This window comes from uncultured Anaerovibrio sp. (genome assembly GCF_947302755.1).
In the GTDB taxonomy this organism is placed as follows: Bacteria; Bacillota; Negativicutes; order Selenomonadales; family Selenomonadaceae; genus Anaerovibrio.
Genome location: NZ_CAMYWM010000056.1, coordinates 1 through 15,159 on the forward strand (window position 1 = coordinate 1; position 15,159 = coordinate 15,159).

Sequence of the window (15,159 nt, forward strand, 5' to 3'; positions counted from 1 at the left end):
TCATTTGGTACCCTTCTTCGGGCGGGTTTCCATTGCCTATAAGCCCCATGAGGGATCTATTGCCGGTTTCAGTAAGTTTACCAGAGTGGTGGAAATCATTTCCCATAGGCCCCAGCTTCAGGAGCGGATGACTGAGGAAATTGCCCGGGCGGTGGAAAGTGGGCTGAAGGCCGATGGCGTACTGGTTATCGTGGAGGCTCAGCAGCTTTGTATGATCATGCGGGGAGATATGGCCCACGGCTCCAGGACCATAACCTCCTCCACCAGGGGCTGCTTCAGGAGCGACAAGGAAAGCTATCATCAGGCCTGGAATATGTTGGGATGGGATAATAATGAGTAAGAGATTTTATAAGTGGCCCGATGGTAAGCACCTGGAGATTGGCTCAAGAACACTGATTATGGGGATTTTAAATGTTACCCCGGATTCATTTTCCGATGGCGGTAAATGGAATACGTTGGATAATGCCCTGCAACACATGAGGGAAATGGCAGCTGCCGGGGCGGATATCATTGATATTGGTGCCGAATCCAGCCGTCCGGGCTTTGTACCCATGTCAGCTGATGAGGAAATAGAGCGGCTGGAGCTTTTTTTGGAGCCCCTGCTGGAGGCTTGCCCTGTGCCGGTATCCATAGATACTTTTAAAGCGGCTACAGCTGAATATGCTGCCTCCAAGGGAGTACATATTCTCAATGATATTTGGGGCCTTCAATATGAAGCAGAGCCGGGCAAAATGGCCCAGGTGGCCGCTAAATATGGTTTGCCGGTGGTGGTGATGCACAATCGTCGCTCCAGTGAATATGCTGGCGATATTATGGAGGCTATGGCCGATTTTTTCCGTGACAGCATCAAAATCGCCAAACAGGCCGGTGTAGAGGAAGGAAAAATCATTTTGGATCCGGGGATTGGTTTCGGGAAAACTGTGGATGGTAATCTCTACGTAATGAATCACCTGGAGAAAATAAAATATATAGACGGTAAGGATTATCCGCTGCTGCTGGGAACCAGCCGCAAAAGCTTTATCGGCCAGACTCTGGCTTTGCCGGTGGAGGAGCGGATGGAGGCTACCGGTGCCACCTGTGTCATGGGAATAATGAAGGGATGTGAAATAATGCGGGTTCATGATGTTTTGCCCATATCCCGTATGTGCCGTATGACGGATGCTGTTTTGGAGGCAAGGGTATGACGGACAGTATTTTTCTGGAGGGGCTGGAATTCTACGGCAGACATGGTGTGCTGCCGGAGGAACAGCGATTGGGACAGCGTTTTATTGTGGATTTGGTTTTGTTTTTGGATTTGCATAGGCCAGGCTGTACCGATGATTTAGCGGCTACTGTAAATTATGCAGAGGTTTTTGCCCGGGTCAGGGAAATCGTGGAGGGTGTTCCGGTTAAGCTGTTGGAATGCCTGGCGGACAGAATTGCCCAGGCAGTATTTCAGGATTTTTCCCTGGTGGAAGGCCTGGAGGTCACCATTCATAAGCCCGGGGCTCCACTCCCCGGCGTGTTTAATGACGTTAAGGTAAAAATCCATCGTCAGAGAAATGAATATATTGAAAGCTGTTAATACATAGGGAGTTATGTTTTTATATTAAGCGCAAGTAAAGGAATGAGTGAAATGAAGAATAGGTATGAGTGCTACATCAGCATCGGTTCCAACATGGGGGATAAGGAGGCCACCATCAGAAAGGCTATTAAAATGCTGGCGGCTTCAGACAAAATTCAGTTGGAAAGTGTATCATCATTTTATGAGACACCGCCATGGGGCAAGACTGATCAGCCATTGTTTTTTAATGGTGCGTTGCGTGTAAGTACTGAGCTGGAGCCCATGGAGCTGCTGCGGGTGTGTCAGGATATCGAGCAGCAATTGGGGCGGGATCGTCACACCCACTGGGGGCCACGTACCATCGATTTGGACCTTTTATATATTGATGGGGTGGAGATGGATACGCCGGAGCTTACCCTGCCCCACAAACACATGTTGGACAGAGCCTTTGTTTTGGTACCGCTGTCCGAGATTGCTCCGGGACTGCGTATCAAGGGAAAATTTATTGGTGAATACCTGATGCGCACCAGAGATAAGGATGATATGTTGTTAATAAAACGCATACGCCAAAGGAAGTAATATAGGAGCGAGCAGGAAAAAAGGGGCGACGGGTTATGAATTGTCAAAGGTGCGGCAGCCAGCTTAATATGGATGGTACCTGTCCGGCTTGTGGGCAGGGGAATGTGCGTATTATGGAAAAATCGGAGATTAATGCTTATGACGGCATAACCATCGATGCAAAAAGCAATGAGAATGAAGACAGCTATCGGGGGAATAGCTATAATTCCTATGAACGGGTTGGGGGGGCCGGTGGTCCCCGGATTATACGGTTCTCCTCCGGGGGAACCCTTACCAAGGTGCTGTTTGGTGTTGCAGCAGCTCTCCTGCTGGCCGGGCTTGTATTTGTGGCTCTTCCATTGATGGTATTGGCCGTTGTTGTGGGCCTGGCCATATATATGATTTACAGTTTTTTAACATAAGATAAATATTTTATCAAAAAGTTTACAAAAAATATTGACTCACAAGGATATCTGTGTTAGTATTGCGGTGTTGATAGTTTAATATTCAAATCATTGATTGGGAAATAGTAGCTGATCCAACTTTTGCCAGCGAGCAGGTACCGGATGTTGTCCGGAGGTGGAATGACCTGTGAAAAGCGGTTAGTGAATGGTCCCAAGAGAGTCCACCGAAAGCGTCGTATGTGATTAGGCTGGAACGGTTGCCACCGTTATTGGGCTGCGGTATCGGACCTTGTTCCCGTACCTAAGAGGGTGATATTACCAGTGGCGCAGACATTTTATCTCGGTAAGGGATAAAATGTTTTTTTGTTACATGGAGAATATCACTGAAATTGGGTGGCACAGCGAAACCATTTCGCCCCATGTATAACCATAAAGGGTTGTACATGGGGCTTTTTTAATTAGCCTTCCCCTTTGGGGAGGAACTACAGGGACCAGGAGCAAGTAAAGGTATCAGGAGCAAGGCTCCGTCGGTGGCAGCCGAAGGCTGAGGGATGAGGTAACAATATGATAAAGGTAAAGATATGTGGCATAAGGGATATGAGGGCAGCCAGGGCGGCAGGAGCGGCGGATTTTATGGGCTTTATTATGAGTGACAGGTTCAGACGATATTGTCCGCCGGATACAGTAAGGCATATCTGCAATACAGTGCAGGGGCCAAAAAAGGTGGGAGTGTTTGTGGATCAGAACCTTGACCAGGTTAATGAAATGGCTGAGTATTGCGGTCTTGATATGGTACAGCTCCATGGACATGAAAGCATGGAGTACGCTGAGAAAATACAAAAGCCCATTATAAAAGCATTCCGTTACGGTGAGGATTTTTCCCTGGAGCAGGCTGAGGCTTATCCTGCTGATTACATTCTCATTGACAGCTACAGCAGGGCTGCTGTGGGAGGCAGCGGTATCAGCTTTAAATGGCGGGAGGCCGCCAGTACTATAAAGAGATTAACAAAGCCCTATATAATAGCCGGCGGAATATCTGCGGACACGTTACAGGACGCCATAAGGATATTTGCTCCCTATGGTATAGATGCCTCCGGGTCCATGGAAATAGCGGGAAGGAAGTCGCCGGAGCTGATAAGAGAATTTTTATCGGCGGCAGGAAGGAAAGTGGTGGAGCCATGCGGGATTATTTAGCAGAAATTGTTGCCAATAAGCGGAGTATTGTGGAAGCCGCCAAGCAGCAGCTTTCACTTAAGAGGATGATGGATAGACTGGAAAAGGGCACCTTCGCCATGTGCTCCCAGCTTCAGAATAGGAAGTGGAGCCTGATAGCCGAGTGCAAGCTGCAGTCTCCCTCCAAGGGAAAATTCAAGCATCCCTATTCCGTTTTGGACCTGGCCAGGATGTATGAAAAAAATGGGGCCAGTATGCTGTCCATACACACGGATCCCCATTTTTTAGGCAGGAATGAAGACCTGACTGAGGTCAGAAGAACAGTGAAAATACCCCTTCTTCGCAAGGATTTTATTATTGATGAATACCAGATTTACGAGGCCAGAATGCTGGGGGCAGATGGGGTTTTGCTTATAGCGCGGATACTTGACCAAAAGCAGCTGGAGGATTATCTGAGGCTGACCTGGAGCCTGGGTATGGATGCTCTGGTGGAGGTCCATGACAGGGAGGATATGGCCAAGGCTATGAAAACGCCTGCTAAGTTTATAGGTATCAACAACCGGAATTTGAAGCTGTTCAAAACCACCATTGAAAATACCCTGGAGCTGCTGCCCTTAGTGGAGGATAACCGGACCGTTATCAGCGAAAGCGGTATTCATACCCTGGAGGAGGTAAAGAGGCTCCGGGAAGCGGGAGCAGATGGCATTTTGGTAGGTGAGGGCCTGTCCATGGCCCAGGATGTGGAAAAGGCTGCCCGGGATTTTGCCCTATTACAATAACGAGCTTTAAGATGTCCCCCACCTCTTTAGGTGGGGGAAAACAAACTACAACAGCTGGCGAGCATATCTCCCAGCTCGTTGAAACGCTAATTGGAAGATTTTTCTTCTGAAGAAGAAAAATTTGAACAATGGCGTTATAATAGAAAAATTTACATAATGGAATTATAGCATGTAAAAGCAATTGGTAGGAGGAAGAAAGTATGTCAAAGGGAAGATTTGGAAAATATGGCGGTCAGTATGTGCCGGAAATTGTAATGCCGGTATTAACAGAGCTGGAGGCAGCCTATGAACAATATAAAAGGGATCCGGAATTCTTGGCAGAGCTGAGAAAATACTATGTGGAGTATGCAGGGCGTCCCACCCTGCTCTATTATGCGGAGAAGCTTACCAGGCATTATGGCGGGGCAAAGATATATTTAAAGAGGGAGGATTTGCTCCACACCGGTGCCCATAAAATTAACAATGCCCTGGGGCAGGTGCTGCTGGCCAAGCGAATGGGGAAAAAACGGGTTATTGCGGAAACCGGTGCCGGTCAGCATGGTGTGGCCACTGCCACAGTGGCTGCGCTCTTCGGCATGGAGTGCAAGGTGTTTATGGGGGCTGTGGACATGGAGCGTCAGAGGCTGAATGTGTTCAGAATGAAGCTTCTGGGGGCTGAGGTGGTTCCCGTTACCACCGGAACCTCTACCCTAAAGGATGCCACCAGCGAGGCCATTCGTTATTGGGCAGCCCATATTGAAGATACCCATTACATTATTGGGTCGGCTGTGGGGCCTCATCCGTATCCCACCATGGTGCGCGATTTTCAGTCTGTTATTGGCAGGGAAATCAGGGAGCAGCTTAAGGAGGAGACCGGGGGACGCCTTGATTATCTAATAGCCTGTGTAGGCGGCGGCTCCAATGCCATTGGTACCTTCTATGAATTCAGAAATGACGGGTCTGTAAAGAAGCTTGGGGTGGAGGCTGCCGGCCGGGGCCCGGCTGTAGGGGACAATGCCCAGACCCTTTCCAATCCTGCCAGCCGTCCCGGGGTCCTGCATGGTGCCTCCAGCTATCTGGCCCAGGATGAGGATGGTCAGGTTATAGAGGTTTATTCCATTTCCGCTGGCCTTGATTATCCGGGGGTAGGTCCGGAGCATGCCATGTTCCATGATGAGGGCGTGGTGACATACGTGGGTATCAACGATAAAGAGGCAATTGCTGCCTTCCAGCTCCTGTGCCGTGAGGAGGGGATAATCCCGGCTGTGGAAAGCTCCCACGCTTTGGCATATCTTGAAAAGCTCATGCCGAAGACAAAGCAGGAGGAAGTGGTGGTAGTTACCCTGTCCGGTCGTGGAGACAAGGATGTACAGCAGGTGGCAAGGGTATTGGGAGAGGAGATTTGATTATGAGTCGTTTACAGGATAAATTTAGTGAGCTTCAGTCTGCAAACAAAAAGGGCCTGGTTATTTATCTCACTGCGGGTATTCCCGATGCTGACGGCACCCTTGAGGCAGTGAAAACAGCCGTTGATAACGGGGCAGATGTAATAGAGCTGGGGATTCCCTTTTCTGACCCGATGGCCGATGGCCCGGTTATTCAGTCAGCCTCCTACGAGGCAATACAGAAGGGCATGACTCTGAAGAAGGTGCTGGAGCTGGTTCGTGAAATTCGCAGGTTTACCCAGGTACCCATTTTGGGTATGGGCTATATAAATGTGATGCTTAATTATGGCTTTGAAAAGCTGGCGGCAGACGCCAAAGCCGCCGGTCTGGATGGCTTTATTGTTCCTGATGTGCCCCATGAGGAGTCTGGGGATATGAAAGGGATTTGCAAAGAGCAGGGCCTTCATTTGGTGGAATTCGTTACGCCGGGCACCACCGACCAGCGCATAGGTGAGACCTGTACTACGGCCGACGGCTTTATTTATTGCGTCTCGGTCAATGGGGTAACCGGTGTCAGAAAAATTGATTACAGTCCGATTAACAAGGTCATTGAACACGTTAAAAAGCAAACGGATACCCCATGTGCCGTGGGCTTTGGCATCGGCTCCCCTGAGGCAGCGGTGGAGGCTGCCCGGAAGGCAGATGCCGTTATTGTGGGATCGGCTGTGGTAAAGCTGGTAATGGAGAATAAGCTGGCTGAGGCCGGTAAGCTCATTGGCGATATTCGTCACGCTTTGGATAAGAAGGTGAATTGAATGAAGCTGACACCCTCCTTGGAGGATTTTAAGGAAAAAGCTAAAAAGGCCAATATAGTGCCCCTAAGTATGCCGATTTCCACAGACCTTGATACGCCGGTGTCCATGTTTTACAAGCTGGTGGGGGAGGAAAAGGGCTTTTTGCTGGAGTCGGTGGATGCTCACCAAAAATTTGGCCGCTTTTCCTTTATAGGAGCAGAGCCGTTTATCAAATTACAGGTGTATAAAAACCGTCTTATGATTCAGGAGGAGGACGAGATGCGGGCAGTGGACGGTGACCCGGTAACAGCCATCAACAAGTATATGGCCGGGCTGAACAGCTCCATCGGCAATTTTCAGCTGCCTCTGGCCAATGGTGGTGCTGTAGGATATTTCAACTATGAAATATCTGCCGTGTTTGACAGAGTCCGTAATGTTCAGGTGGAGGAGGAACTGCTGGGCCAGTTTATGATTTGCCGCATCCTTATGGTCTTTGACCAGCAGAAAAATGCCTCCCAGCTGATTTATCTGGCCAGTGTAAACAATGGACAGGAGGTGGAGGAGGTTTACGAAAAGGCAGAGCAGTGCATGAAGGAGCTGGAGGAAAAGCTGTATGCAGCAATAACGACGCCAAAGGTAAAGACGGCAAAGCGCAGGGACAAGGTGGATTTCCTGGGGAAATACGGTAGGATGCCGGCTGATTTTGCCTCTGCCATCAAGAAGTGCAAGGATTATATTGTGGCAGGAGATATTTTTCAGGTGGTGCCTTCAAAGCAGTTTCGGGAAAGGATTACCAAGCCGGCCTTTCACTTTTATCGCCGCCTCCGCCAGGTCAATCCATCCCCCTACATGTTTTATCTGAATTTTGGCAGGAAAAAGTTTGTGGCCGCCTCCCCGGAGATGCTGGTAAAGGTGGCAGGAAAGCAGGTCTATACCTATCCTATTGCCGGAACCCGTCGCCGGGGGGCCTCTGAGGAGGAGGATCAGGCCCTGGAAAGGGAGCTGAAGGCTGACGTGAAGGAGCGGGCGGAGCATGCCATGCTGGTGGATTTGGCCAGAAATGATATAGGCCGTATCAGTGAGCCCGGCAGTGTGACAGTAACCAAGCTGCAGGAGGTGGAGCGGTTCTCCCATGTAATGCACATGGTATCTGAGGTTATGGGTACCTTGAAAAGGGGTCTTACGCCAATGGACGTTATTAAGGCCTGCTTCCCGGCAGGGACGGTAAGTGGTGCCCCCAAGCTGCGGGCCATGGAGATTATTCAGGAGCTGGAGCCGGTGAAACGGGGAGCCTATTCGGGAACAGTGGGTTACATGGATTTCAACGGCAATATGGATATGTGTATTACCCTGAGAACAATGGTCATAGATGGAGACAATGCCTTTATACAGTCCGGGGCCGGTATAGTCTATGATTCCCGGGCGGAGCTTGAATACAATGAAATATTGCAAAAATCCAAGGCCATGTTCCAGGTTGTGGAGGAGGTGGAGAATGATGTTGTTGCTTTTAGATAACTATGATTCCTTCACCTACAATGTGTATCAGCTGCTGTGTGACCTGGGGGCTGAGGTGGAGGTTATCCGCAACGATATGACTACGGTAAAGGCCATCGCCCAAAGGGGCTATGAGGGAATCCTTATTTCCCCGGGGCCGGGTATCCCCCGGGAGGCCGGGATTACAGAGGAGTTGATAGATACCATGAAGGGCCAGGTGCCAATCCTTGGCATATGCCTTGGTCATCAGGCCATAGGAGAGGTGTTTGGCGGCAGGGTAATTGGTGCCGGTGAAATATGTCATGGCAAAACGTCCCCTATCAAGCATAATGGGGCGGGGCTATACAGGGGCTTGCCGCAACAGCTGGAGGTGGGCAGATATCATTCACTTATTGTGGCCCGGGAGGGCCTTCCTGATTGCCTGGAGGTCACCTCTGAGCTGGCAGATGGCACCATTATGGGCCTTAGGCATAAAACATATCCGGTTTTCGGGATGCAGTTTCATCCCGAATCTATCCTGACTCCCCATGGCAGAACTATGATGGATAATTTTTTGTCGCTGATTTAACTAATTAATTGGATTGCACAATCGATTTATGCGTTGGGCCTGTGGTATTATCCGGTAATCAATTACATTTTTTTCTTGACGGAAGCGTCATAATATGGTAATAAATAGATACTTGGTTTTGGTCGTTTTTATTACCATTGTTGATTATTGTGACTGCTTGGGATGGGAGTGACGCTTGTGGCCTATGATTATATAAATGACGGTATAATTGATGCTGATGCTGTACAAAAGGGGCTTAAGGGCAACAAAAAGGCCCGTATGCTTCAGCTGTTAAAGCTGCTGAATGAGGAAACGGATGAGGAGCATCCCCTTTCAACCAATGAGATTATTGCCAAAATGCGGGAGCTGGGCTTGGAGGTTAATCGCAAAACCGTCAAGGATGATGTGGATTTGCTCATTGCCTCCGGTTATGATGTGGTAATTATAAAATCCTCCAATAATTCCTTTTATATGGGGGAACGCATTTTTGAGCTGTCAGAGCTGAAAATGATGGTGGACGCCATTTCGGCCTCGAAGATTATCTCCACCAAGGCAACCAATGCCCTGATTGAAAAGCTGCAGAAGCTGTGCAGTAAGCATCAGGCCCGGGAGCTTTTGTGGAACAAGGACATTAACAGGAATGTGAAGCCCTATAGCAGAAATGTGAATTTGATAATTGATAAGCTTACCAGGGCCATTGGCAGCAAATTGCGGGTTCAATTCAAATACAACGAATACAATATAAATAAAGAGCTTCAGCCGCGTCATAATGGGAAAATTTATGATATCAGCCCATATTTTCTGGTATGGAATGAGGACCATTATTATTTGGTGGGCTATGAGAGCAGTACCTCGGTTACCAAAACCTTCCGCATTGACCGGATAGATGGGTCAACCCTGGTGGTTTCCAGGGAGCCGGCTGTCCGCAAGCCGGAGCAGGAGCTGCTTTCCAAGTATTCCCAGCGGTCCTTCAGCATGATGGTGGATGAGGACAATGAGCGGACAGTGGTTCTGCGCTGCCACAACAAGCTGATTACCATTATGATTGACCGTTTTGGGGAGGATGTGGATATTAATCTGGTGGATGATGACCATTTTGATTTGACCACAACCTTATATGTTTCCACTAATTTTTACAGCTGGCTTGCCAGATTTGGGGAAGATATACAGGTGATAGGCCCACCACAGGTGGCTGTGGATTATAAGGAGCATCTGGAAAACATAATAAAAATATATGAATAATGTTATGAAAAGTGGCTGTCGGCAGTCACTTTTTTTATTTAAAGCTTTACAAAAATGGAAAATGTATTTTATAATGGAGTGTAATGAGCTGTTCGGATTATTAATCTTAGGTTGTTGATTTTTGAAACTGCTAAAAACGGTTCGGATTTCTAATATATTGTTTTAACTAAATATGGAGGTGTGATTTTTGCCAAAAGAGAAAAAATTACAAATTATTCCTTTGGGCGGACTGGGTGAAATCGGCAAAAATATGACAGTGGTGCGGTACGGTGAAGAGATACTGCTTATCGATGCCGGTTTGATGTTCCCTGATGAGGAGATGCTGGGTATAGATCTGGTTATTCCGGATTTTACCTTTCTGGTGGAAAACCGGGAGCACGTTAAGGCGATTGTGTTGACCCATGGACATGAGGATCATATCGGTGCGTTGCCCTATGTGCTGAAGCAGATAGATGCGCCAGTGTACGGTACAAGACTTACCCTGGGTATCCTTGAAGGACGACTGAAGGAAAATGGAGTAAGCAATGATATGCTTCGCCCTGTAAAGCAGGGGGACAGTATCAAGGCGGGCTCCTTTAACGTGAATTTTATTCGGGTGAACCACAGTATTCCTGATGCTGTAGGTCTGGCTGTTACTACGCCTATTGGAACTATTGTCCATACCGGTGATTTCAAGCTGGATTATACCCCTATTGATGGAAAAATGACGGATTTCCGGCGCTTTTCCGACCTGGGCAACAAGGGTGTCCTGGTAATGATGGCGGACAGTACCAATGCTGAGCGGCTTGGGCATACCCCAAGTGAAAGTACGGTGGGCGCATCCTTTGACAAGGCATTTCATAATGCCAATTCACGTATTATCGTAGCTACATTTTCATCCAATGTTCATCGAATTCAGCAGATTATCAATACAGCCATTACCTATAAGCGCAAGGTGGCGGTTTTAGGCCGCAGCATGGTGAACGTTGTTAATATTTCCCGGGAGCTGGGTTATATTACGGCCCCTGAGGGAACTATTATTGATATTGATGAGATTAATAATTATCCGGCTAATCAGGTGGTGGTTATTACCACCGGCAGCCAGGGCGAGCCTATGTCAGCCTTGACCCGTATGTCCCAGTCAGACCATCGCAAGGTGGGAATTGTGCCGGGAGATACCATCATTATTTCTGCTACGCCGATTCCGGGGAATGAAAAGCTGGTATCAAGAACCATCGACAATCTTTTGAAGCTTGGTGCCAATGTGGTATATGGCCGGGAAAATGGCATCCACGTCTCGGGGCATGCCAGTCAGGAAGAGCTGAAGCTGATGCATAATCTGGTACGGCCGAAGTTCTTTATACCGGTTCATGGCGAATACCGTCATTTGGTAAAGCATGCCAAGCTGGCCCAGGAGCTGGGCATGAAGAAGGAAAATATCTTCATCGGCGAAAATGGTCAGATTTTGGAATTTACCAAGAATAAGGGGGCAGTAGTTGGTAAGGTTACCTCCGGCCGTATATTGGTTGATGGCCTTGGGGTGGGAGACGTCGGCAACATCGTTCTCCGCGATCGCCGTCAGCTGTCCCAGGATGGTATTATTATCATCGTGGTTACCATGGACAAGGAGCAGGGCATTGTGGTGGCCGGACCGGATATTGTAAGCCGCGGCTTTGTTTATGTCCGTGAATCCGAACAGCTTATGGATGAGGTCCGTACCCGGGTGGAGGAAGCACTGGCCCGTTGCGAGGACGAAGGCATCACTGAATGGTCCGGCTTAAAATCCGCCATGCGTGATGCACTGGGACGCTACATTTTCGAGCGCACCCGCCGCCGCCCAATGATTTTGCCGATTATTATGGAAATTTAATAAAAACAAAAGACGCATCTTTTTAGACGCGTCTTTTTTTGTACTTCCCTGTCTTCCCCTTGTGACGGGAGGACGGCGGAGGAGGTAATCCAGAAGGGCGGAGGGGTAAAGCCTGCATTTCATTCGACTGCATTTAGTGGGCGTATATATCTCCCATTGAATGTAGTCTTATTTAATTATTCGTTGAGTTTACAAAAATTTTCTGAAATACATATCCCAAAACTACGGTAACCGTAAGGACATCGGTTCCATTAAGGATAACATATCCCCATATTTCCATAGGTGTTCTTTCCAAAATCTGGCTTTTGGAAGCGACAAATATTCCTTGATTTATAATTCTGGTAAAATCCCCAAAGATATTTGCTTCAAATGCACTGGGATCATATAATTTTAGTCCACTGAAAAAGCCTACGCCGTAATAAGTGATAAATTCCAAGGTTGACAGCATAATCATTCCCAATAAAATGATTTCCTGGGACAACAAATCCCGTTCCATAAATCTTTGCAGGGTGGCTATACAAATTGAGGAATATTATCATCATTACAAAATAACCAAGTATAAGATTAATCATTAAGATTACTTCCTCCCTATGATATGGAATATTATCATTATAACGAGCTTTAAGATGTTCAGAGGTGCTAAAATAAGGAATGGACATGTAACGGCAAAGTAGAAAAGGATTTGACATGGGTAAATTCAAATTTATCTCCTATTGGATTCTGTACTCCATGAACTGTTCGGGAAAAATAGTATCTGTAACATTTGGATGTAAATTTTGTTGTAAAATTGACAGCTGTAATGATAAAATTTTTCAAGGGAGGATGGGCTGCTATGCTGAATATGAAACCAATTTCTGAGCTTCGTAATTATACAAGCGTGGTTAAAGAAGTATGATATATGAAGAAGGTTGAATATTCCCCGCTTGTCAAAAGGAGGCTTCTGAAAGTTAAAAAGGAAATTCTAACCTTTCGACTAATTTTTAGTAAACAAAATGAAGAAAATGTGTCCTTGTTTTAGTCAAAAGGGGGCTTAGTTGTGCTGAAAGAAATAAAGCGAAAAGTACTGGAATGCGCTGTTAGGGCAGAGGAAATGGGGCTTTGCAGGCATCGCTCCGGTAATTTCAGTATCCGTGATGAGGATACGGGGCTGGTGTGTATTACGCCTACGGGCATGGACCGCAGTGAAATGACCTATCATGATATTGTGGTGGTGAATATGAAGGCGGAGGTGGTGGAGGCTGAAACCATGCATCGCCCTACCAGCGAGGTGACTATGCACCTGAAGATTTATGAGGCCCGTCCTGACGTAAATGCAGTGGTGCACACCCATTCAAAATTTGCCTTGACCTTTGCCATATTGAATAAACCTATTCCGGCCATTGTTACGGAATTGATGCACCTGGGCTGCAAGGAGGGGTATATTCCTGTGGCCCCGTATGGGCGGCCTGGCACGTCGGCCTTGGCGGAGTCGGTTATAGCTCCCTTGGGGATTTCTGATGTGGTTCTCATGGAAAAGCATGGTGCTGTGGCCGTGGATAAGAGCATAAAGGAGGCATTGCTTAAGGCCGCTTATCTGGAGGAGCTGGCGGAAATCTACTATAATACCCTGACCCTTTTGGGCCCGGGAAGGGAGCCGGATTATGTGTCCAAGGAGGAATTGCAGAAGTGGGCCTATCCAAAGGAAATCAAGCTGTTACCGGGTGAGACAAAATAAAAATTTCCCATATCCTGGCTATGGTGTTTAGTGCCGGCTGATATGGGTTGAAGCAATTCTGTTATGAATGAGGAATATTATGACTGAAAAAAAGACAATTATGGATTATGATACGGTGGCCTTGGATGATGAAAAAAACGCCCTGGTGATTATTGACCAGACCAAGCTGCCATATAGCACGGAAATCTTGGAATTAACTGATTTAAAGAAAATATGGGACGCCATTTATTTGCTGCAGGTCCGGGGTGCTCCCGCCATTGGGGTGGCCGCGGCTATCGGCATATATCTTGAAGCCAGGAAAATCGGGGCTGAGGAGTCTGAATTTGAGGCCTTTTATGAGAAATTCACAAGGGCCAAGGAATATCTGGATTCGGCCCGTCCAACGGCTGTAAACCTCTCTTGGGCCCTAAATCGCATGGAGCAGGTGGTATTGACCAACAAAGCCAGGCGTGTGGCGGAAATAGTGAAGTGCCTCCATGATGAGGCAGTGGAAATTCGCAATGAGGATATTCGGGTGTGCCGGGCCATGGGGGAGCATGGCCTTACCCTTATCAAGGATGGGGATGGGATTTTGACCCATTGTAATGCCGGAAAGCTGGCTGCCGTAAAATATGGTACGGCCACGGCCCCTTTATATGTGGGACAGGAAAAGGGGTATAGCTTCAAGGTTTTTGCTGACGAAACAAGACCCTTGCTCCAGGGGGCCCGGCTTACTGCCTACGAGCTTCAGGAGTCAGGGCTGGATGTTACCCTTATCTGTGATAATATGTCCAATATGGTAATGGGCAATGGCTGGGTCAATGCCATATTTGTGGGCTGTGACCGGGTGGCGGCCAACGGGGATGTGGCCAATAAAATCGGTACCTCCATGGTGTCCATTGCTGCCAAGCGTCATGGTATACCATTTTATGTGTGTGCCCCTACCGCTACCATTGATATGTGTACGCCTACCGGCAGAGAGATAAGGATAGAGCAGCGGAAGCCGGAGGAGGTCACGGAAATGTGGTATGAAAGGCGCATGGCTCCGGCTGGGGTGAAGGTATATAACCCGGCCTTTGATGTGACGGATAACGACCTTATTACTGGTATTGTGACGGAGTTTGGCATTGCCAGACCACCCTATAGGGACAGCCTGAAAGAAATATTTGCCCTAAAGGACAAGGCTAAGCAGAATAAATAGTAAACTTCGTGCGAAACGTTATTCGCACTACGCCCTTACAACGAAATCTAAAGCTCATCTGCATCCTTCGGCTTTGATTTGCTAAGATTTCCTAGTAAATGCACTGAAAATAATGTTGACAAAGGTATGTCCATCACTTATAATAGTTATCGTCGTCAAAAGCGATAACTAAATCCGGCCCGGTAGTTTAGTTGGTTAGAATGCCGCCCTGTCACGGCGGAGGTCAGGGGTTCAAGTCCCCTTCGGGTCGCCATTTTGCGGAAATAGCTCAGTTGGTAGAGCATCACCTTGCCAAGGTGGGGGTCGCGAGTTCGAGTCTCGTTTTCCGCTCCATTTTTTTATTTTGGTGACATCGCCAAGTGGTAAGGCCAAGGTCTGCAAAACCTTTATTCCCCAGTTCGAATCTGGGTGGCACCTCCAAGGCATATCAAGCCCTCGCAGGATCGAAGCTTCTGCGATGGGCTTTTTTTGTATAAAGAAAACCACGCGATAGTCGCGTGGTTCAGAAAAGCTTTAGC

General features: G+C 47.8%; 16 protein-coding genes and 3 tRNA genes. 18 read left to right on the forward strand and 1 reads right to left on the reverse strand.

Annotated elements, in window-relative coordinates; genetic code table 11:
- The 13 genes from Q0Y54_RS06925 to Q0Y54_RS06985 all read left to right on the forward strand — a co-directional run.
- Positions 1-340 (forward strand): GTP cyclohydrolase I (locus Q0Y54_RS06925; protein WP_297965670.1); only part of this gene is annotated, 340 nt, incomplete at its 5' end.
- Positions 330-1,184: a dihydropteroate synthase gene (gene folP, locus Q0Y54_RS06930; protein WP_297965691.1), complete on the forward strand. Its 855-nt coding sequence runs from the start codon at positions 330-332 to the stop codon at positions 1,182-1,184. The genes Q0Y54_RS06925 and folP, both read left to right, overlap by 11 nt.
- Positions 1,181-1,564, forward strand: a complete 384-nt coding sequence (gene folB / locus Q0Y54_RS06935; RefSeq protein ID WP_297965672.1) for a dihydroneopterin aldolase — start codon at positions 1,181-1,183, stop codon at positions 1,562-1,564. Before folP ends, folB begins: the two co-directional genes overlap by 4 nt.
- 51 nt (positions 1,565-1,615) lie before the next feature.
- A complete protein-coding gene (gene folK / locus Q0Y54_RS06940; RefSeq protein ID WP_297965674.1) occupies positions 1,616-2,122 on the forward strand; it encodes a 2-amino-4-hydroxy-6-hydroxymethyldihydropteridine diphosphokinase in 507 nt (168 codons plus the stop codon).
- Between the two features lie 35 nt (positions 2,123-2,157).
- Positions 2,158-2,523 carry a hypothetical protein gene (locus Q0Y54_RS06945; protein ID WP_297965676.1) on the forward strand — a complete coding sequence of 122 codons (366 nt, stop codon included), beginning with the start codon at positions 2,158-2,160 and terminating at the stop codon, positions 2,521-2,523.
- 546 nt (positions 2,524-3,069) lie between these two features.
- Positions 3,070-3,699, forward strand: coding sequence for a phosphoribosylanthranilate isomerase (locus tag Q0Y54_RS06950; protein ID WP_366072434.1), 630 nt, complete (start codon positions 3,070-3,072; stop codon positions 3,697-3,699).
- Positions 3,684-4,457 (forward strand): indole-3-glycerol phosphate synthase TrpC, encoded by a 774-nt coding sequence (gene trpC / locus Q0Y54_RS06955; RefSeq protein ID WP_297965678.1) that lies wholly within the window; start codon positions 3,684-3,686, stop codon positions 4,455-4,457. The genes Q0Y54_RS06950 and trpC overlap by 16 nt, the downstream gene beginning before the upstream one ends.
- Positions 4,458-4,657: 200 nt before the next feature.
- Positions 4,658-5,842, forward strand: coding sequence for a tryptophan synthase subunit beta (trpB, locus tag Q0Y54_RS06960; RefSeq protein WP_297965680.1), 1,185 nt, complete (start codon positions 4,658-4,660; stop codon positions 5,840-5,842).
- Positions 5,842-6,636, forward strand: a complete 795-nt coding sequence (gene trpA / locus Q0Y54_RS06965) for a tryptophan synthase subunit alpha (protein ID WP_297965695.1) — start codon at positions 5,842-5,844, stop codon at positions 6,634-6,636. Before trpB ends, trpA begins: the two co-directional genes overlap by 1 nt.
- The gene (trpE, locus tag Q0Y54_RS06970) at positions 6,637-8,130 is read left to right on the forward strand and encodes an anthranilate synthase component I (RefSeq protein WP_297965682.1); all 1,494 of its coding nucleotides are present in this window, start codon (positions 6,637-6,639) and stop codon (positions 8,128-8,130) included. It abuts the gene before it with no gap.
- Entirely contained in the window at positions 8,111-8,677 is a 567-nt protein-coding gene (locus Q0Y54_RS06975; protein WP_297965697.1) for an aminodeoxychorismate/anthranilate synthase component II, read from the forward strand. The genes trpE and Q0Y54_RS06975 overlap by 20 nt, the downstream gene beginning before the upstream one ends.
- 177 nt (positions 8,678-8,854) lie before the next feature.
- Positions 8,855-9,898: a YafY family protein gene (locus Q0Y54_RS06980; RefSeq protein WP_297965684.1), complete on the forward strand. Its 1,044-nt coding sequence runs from the start codon at positions 8,855-8,857 to the stop codon at positions 9,896-9,898.
- Between the two features lie 250 nt (positions 9,899-10,148).
- Positions 10,149-11,747, forward strand: a complete 1,599-nt coding sequence (locus Q0Y54_RS06985; RefSeq protein ID WP_297965699.1) for a ribonuclease J — start codon at positions 10,149-10,151, stop codon at positions 11,745-11,747.
- A 172-nt stretch (positions 11,748-11,919) separates the two neighbouring features.
- Here Q0Y54_RS06985 and Q0Y54_RS06990 read toward each other — a convergent pair whose 3' ends face one another.
- Positions 11,920-12,243 carry a hypothetical protein gene (locus Q0Y54_RS06990; RefSeq protein ID WP_297965685.1) on the reverse strand — a complete coding sequence of 108 codons (324 nt, stop codon included), beginning with the start codon at positions 12,241-12,243 and terminating at the stop codon, positions 11,920-11,922.
- A 540-nt stretch (positions 12,244-12,783) separates the two neighbouring features.
- Between Q0Y54_RS06990 and Q0Y54_RS06995 the strand changes: the two genes are divergently transcribed.
- From Q0Y54_RS06995 to Q0Y54_RS07015, 5 genes are all read left to right on the forward strand, one after another.
- The gene (locus Q0Y54_RS06995; protein ID WP_297965687.1) at positions 12,784-13,461 is read left to right on the forward strand and encodes a class II aldolase/adducin family protein; all 678 of its coding nucleotides are present in this window, start codon (positions 12,784-12,786) and stop codon (positions 13,459-13,461) included.
- A 79-nt stretch (positions 13,462-13,540) separates the two neighbouring features.
- A complete protein-coding gene (gene mtnA / locus Q0Y54_RS07000; RefSeq protein ID WP_297965688.1) occupies positions 13,541-14,641 on the forward strand; it encodes an S-methyl-5-thioribose-1-phosphate isomerase in 1,101 nt (366 codons plus the stop codon).
- Between the two features lie 176 nt (positions 14,642-14,817).
- Positions 14,818-14,894: transfer RNA gene (locus Q0Y54_RS07005), tRNA-Asp, on the forward strand.
- A gap of 4 nt (positions 14,895-14,898) precedes the next feature.
- A tRNA-Gly gene (locus Q0Y54_RS07010) sits at positions 14,899-14,974 on the forward strand.
- A 12-nt stretch (positions 14,975-14,986) separates the two neighbouring features.
- Positions 14,987-15,061, forward strand: a tRNA-Cys gene (locus tag Q0Y54_RS07015).
- The last annotated feature ends 98 nt before the right edge of the window (positions 15,062-15,159 follow it).

What these genes read in the sequence shown, in the direction of transcription:
- trpB (WP_297965680.1), top strand. Translation starts at nt 4,658, where the DNA reads ATGTCAAAGGGAAGATTTGGAAAATATGGCGGTCAGTATGTGCCGGAA.
- trpE (WP_297965682.1), top strand. Translation starts at nt 6,637, where the DNA reads ATGAAGCTGACACCCTCCTTGGAGGATTTTAAGGAAAAAGCTAAAAAG.
- folB (WP_297965672.1), top strand. Translation starts at nt 1,181, where the DNA reads ATGACGGACAGTATTTTTCTGGAGGGGCTGGAATTCTACGGCAGACAT.
- Q0Y54_RS06945 (WP_297965676.1), top strand. Translation starts at nt 2,158, where the DNA reads ATGAATTGTCAAAGGTGCGGCAGCCAGCTTAATATGGATGGTACCTGT.
- Q0Y54_RS06985 (WP_297965699.1), top strand. Translation starts at nt 10,149, where the DNA reads ATGACAGTGGTGCGGTACGGTGAAGAGATACTGCTTATCGATGCCGGT.
- Q0Y54_RS06990 (WP_297965685.1), bottom strand. Translation starts at nt 12,243, where the DNA reads ATGGAACGGGATTTGTTGTCCCAGGAAATCATTTTATTGGGAATGATT.
- Q0Y54_RS06975 (WP_297965697.1), top strand. Translation starts at nt 8,111, where the DNA reads ATGTTGTTGCTTTTAGATAACTATGATTCCTTCACCTACAATGTGTAT.
- Q0Y54_RS06950 (WP_366072434.1), top strand. Translation starts at nt 3,070, where the DNA reads ATGATAAAGGTAAAGATATGTGGCATAAGGGATATGAGGGCAGCCAGG.
- trpC (WP_297965678.1), top strand. Translation starts at nt 3,684, where the DNA reads ATGCGGGATTATTTAGCAGAAATTGTTGCCAATAAGCGGAGTATTGTG.
- mtnA (WP_297965688.1), top strand. Translation starts at nt 13,541, where the DNA reads ATGACTGAAAAAAAGACAATTATGGATTATGATACGGTGGCCTTGGAT.
- folK (WP_297965674.1), top strand. Translation starts at nt 1,616, where the DNA reads ATGAAGAATAGGTATGAGTGCTACATCAGCATCGGTTCCAACATGGGG.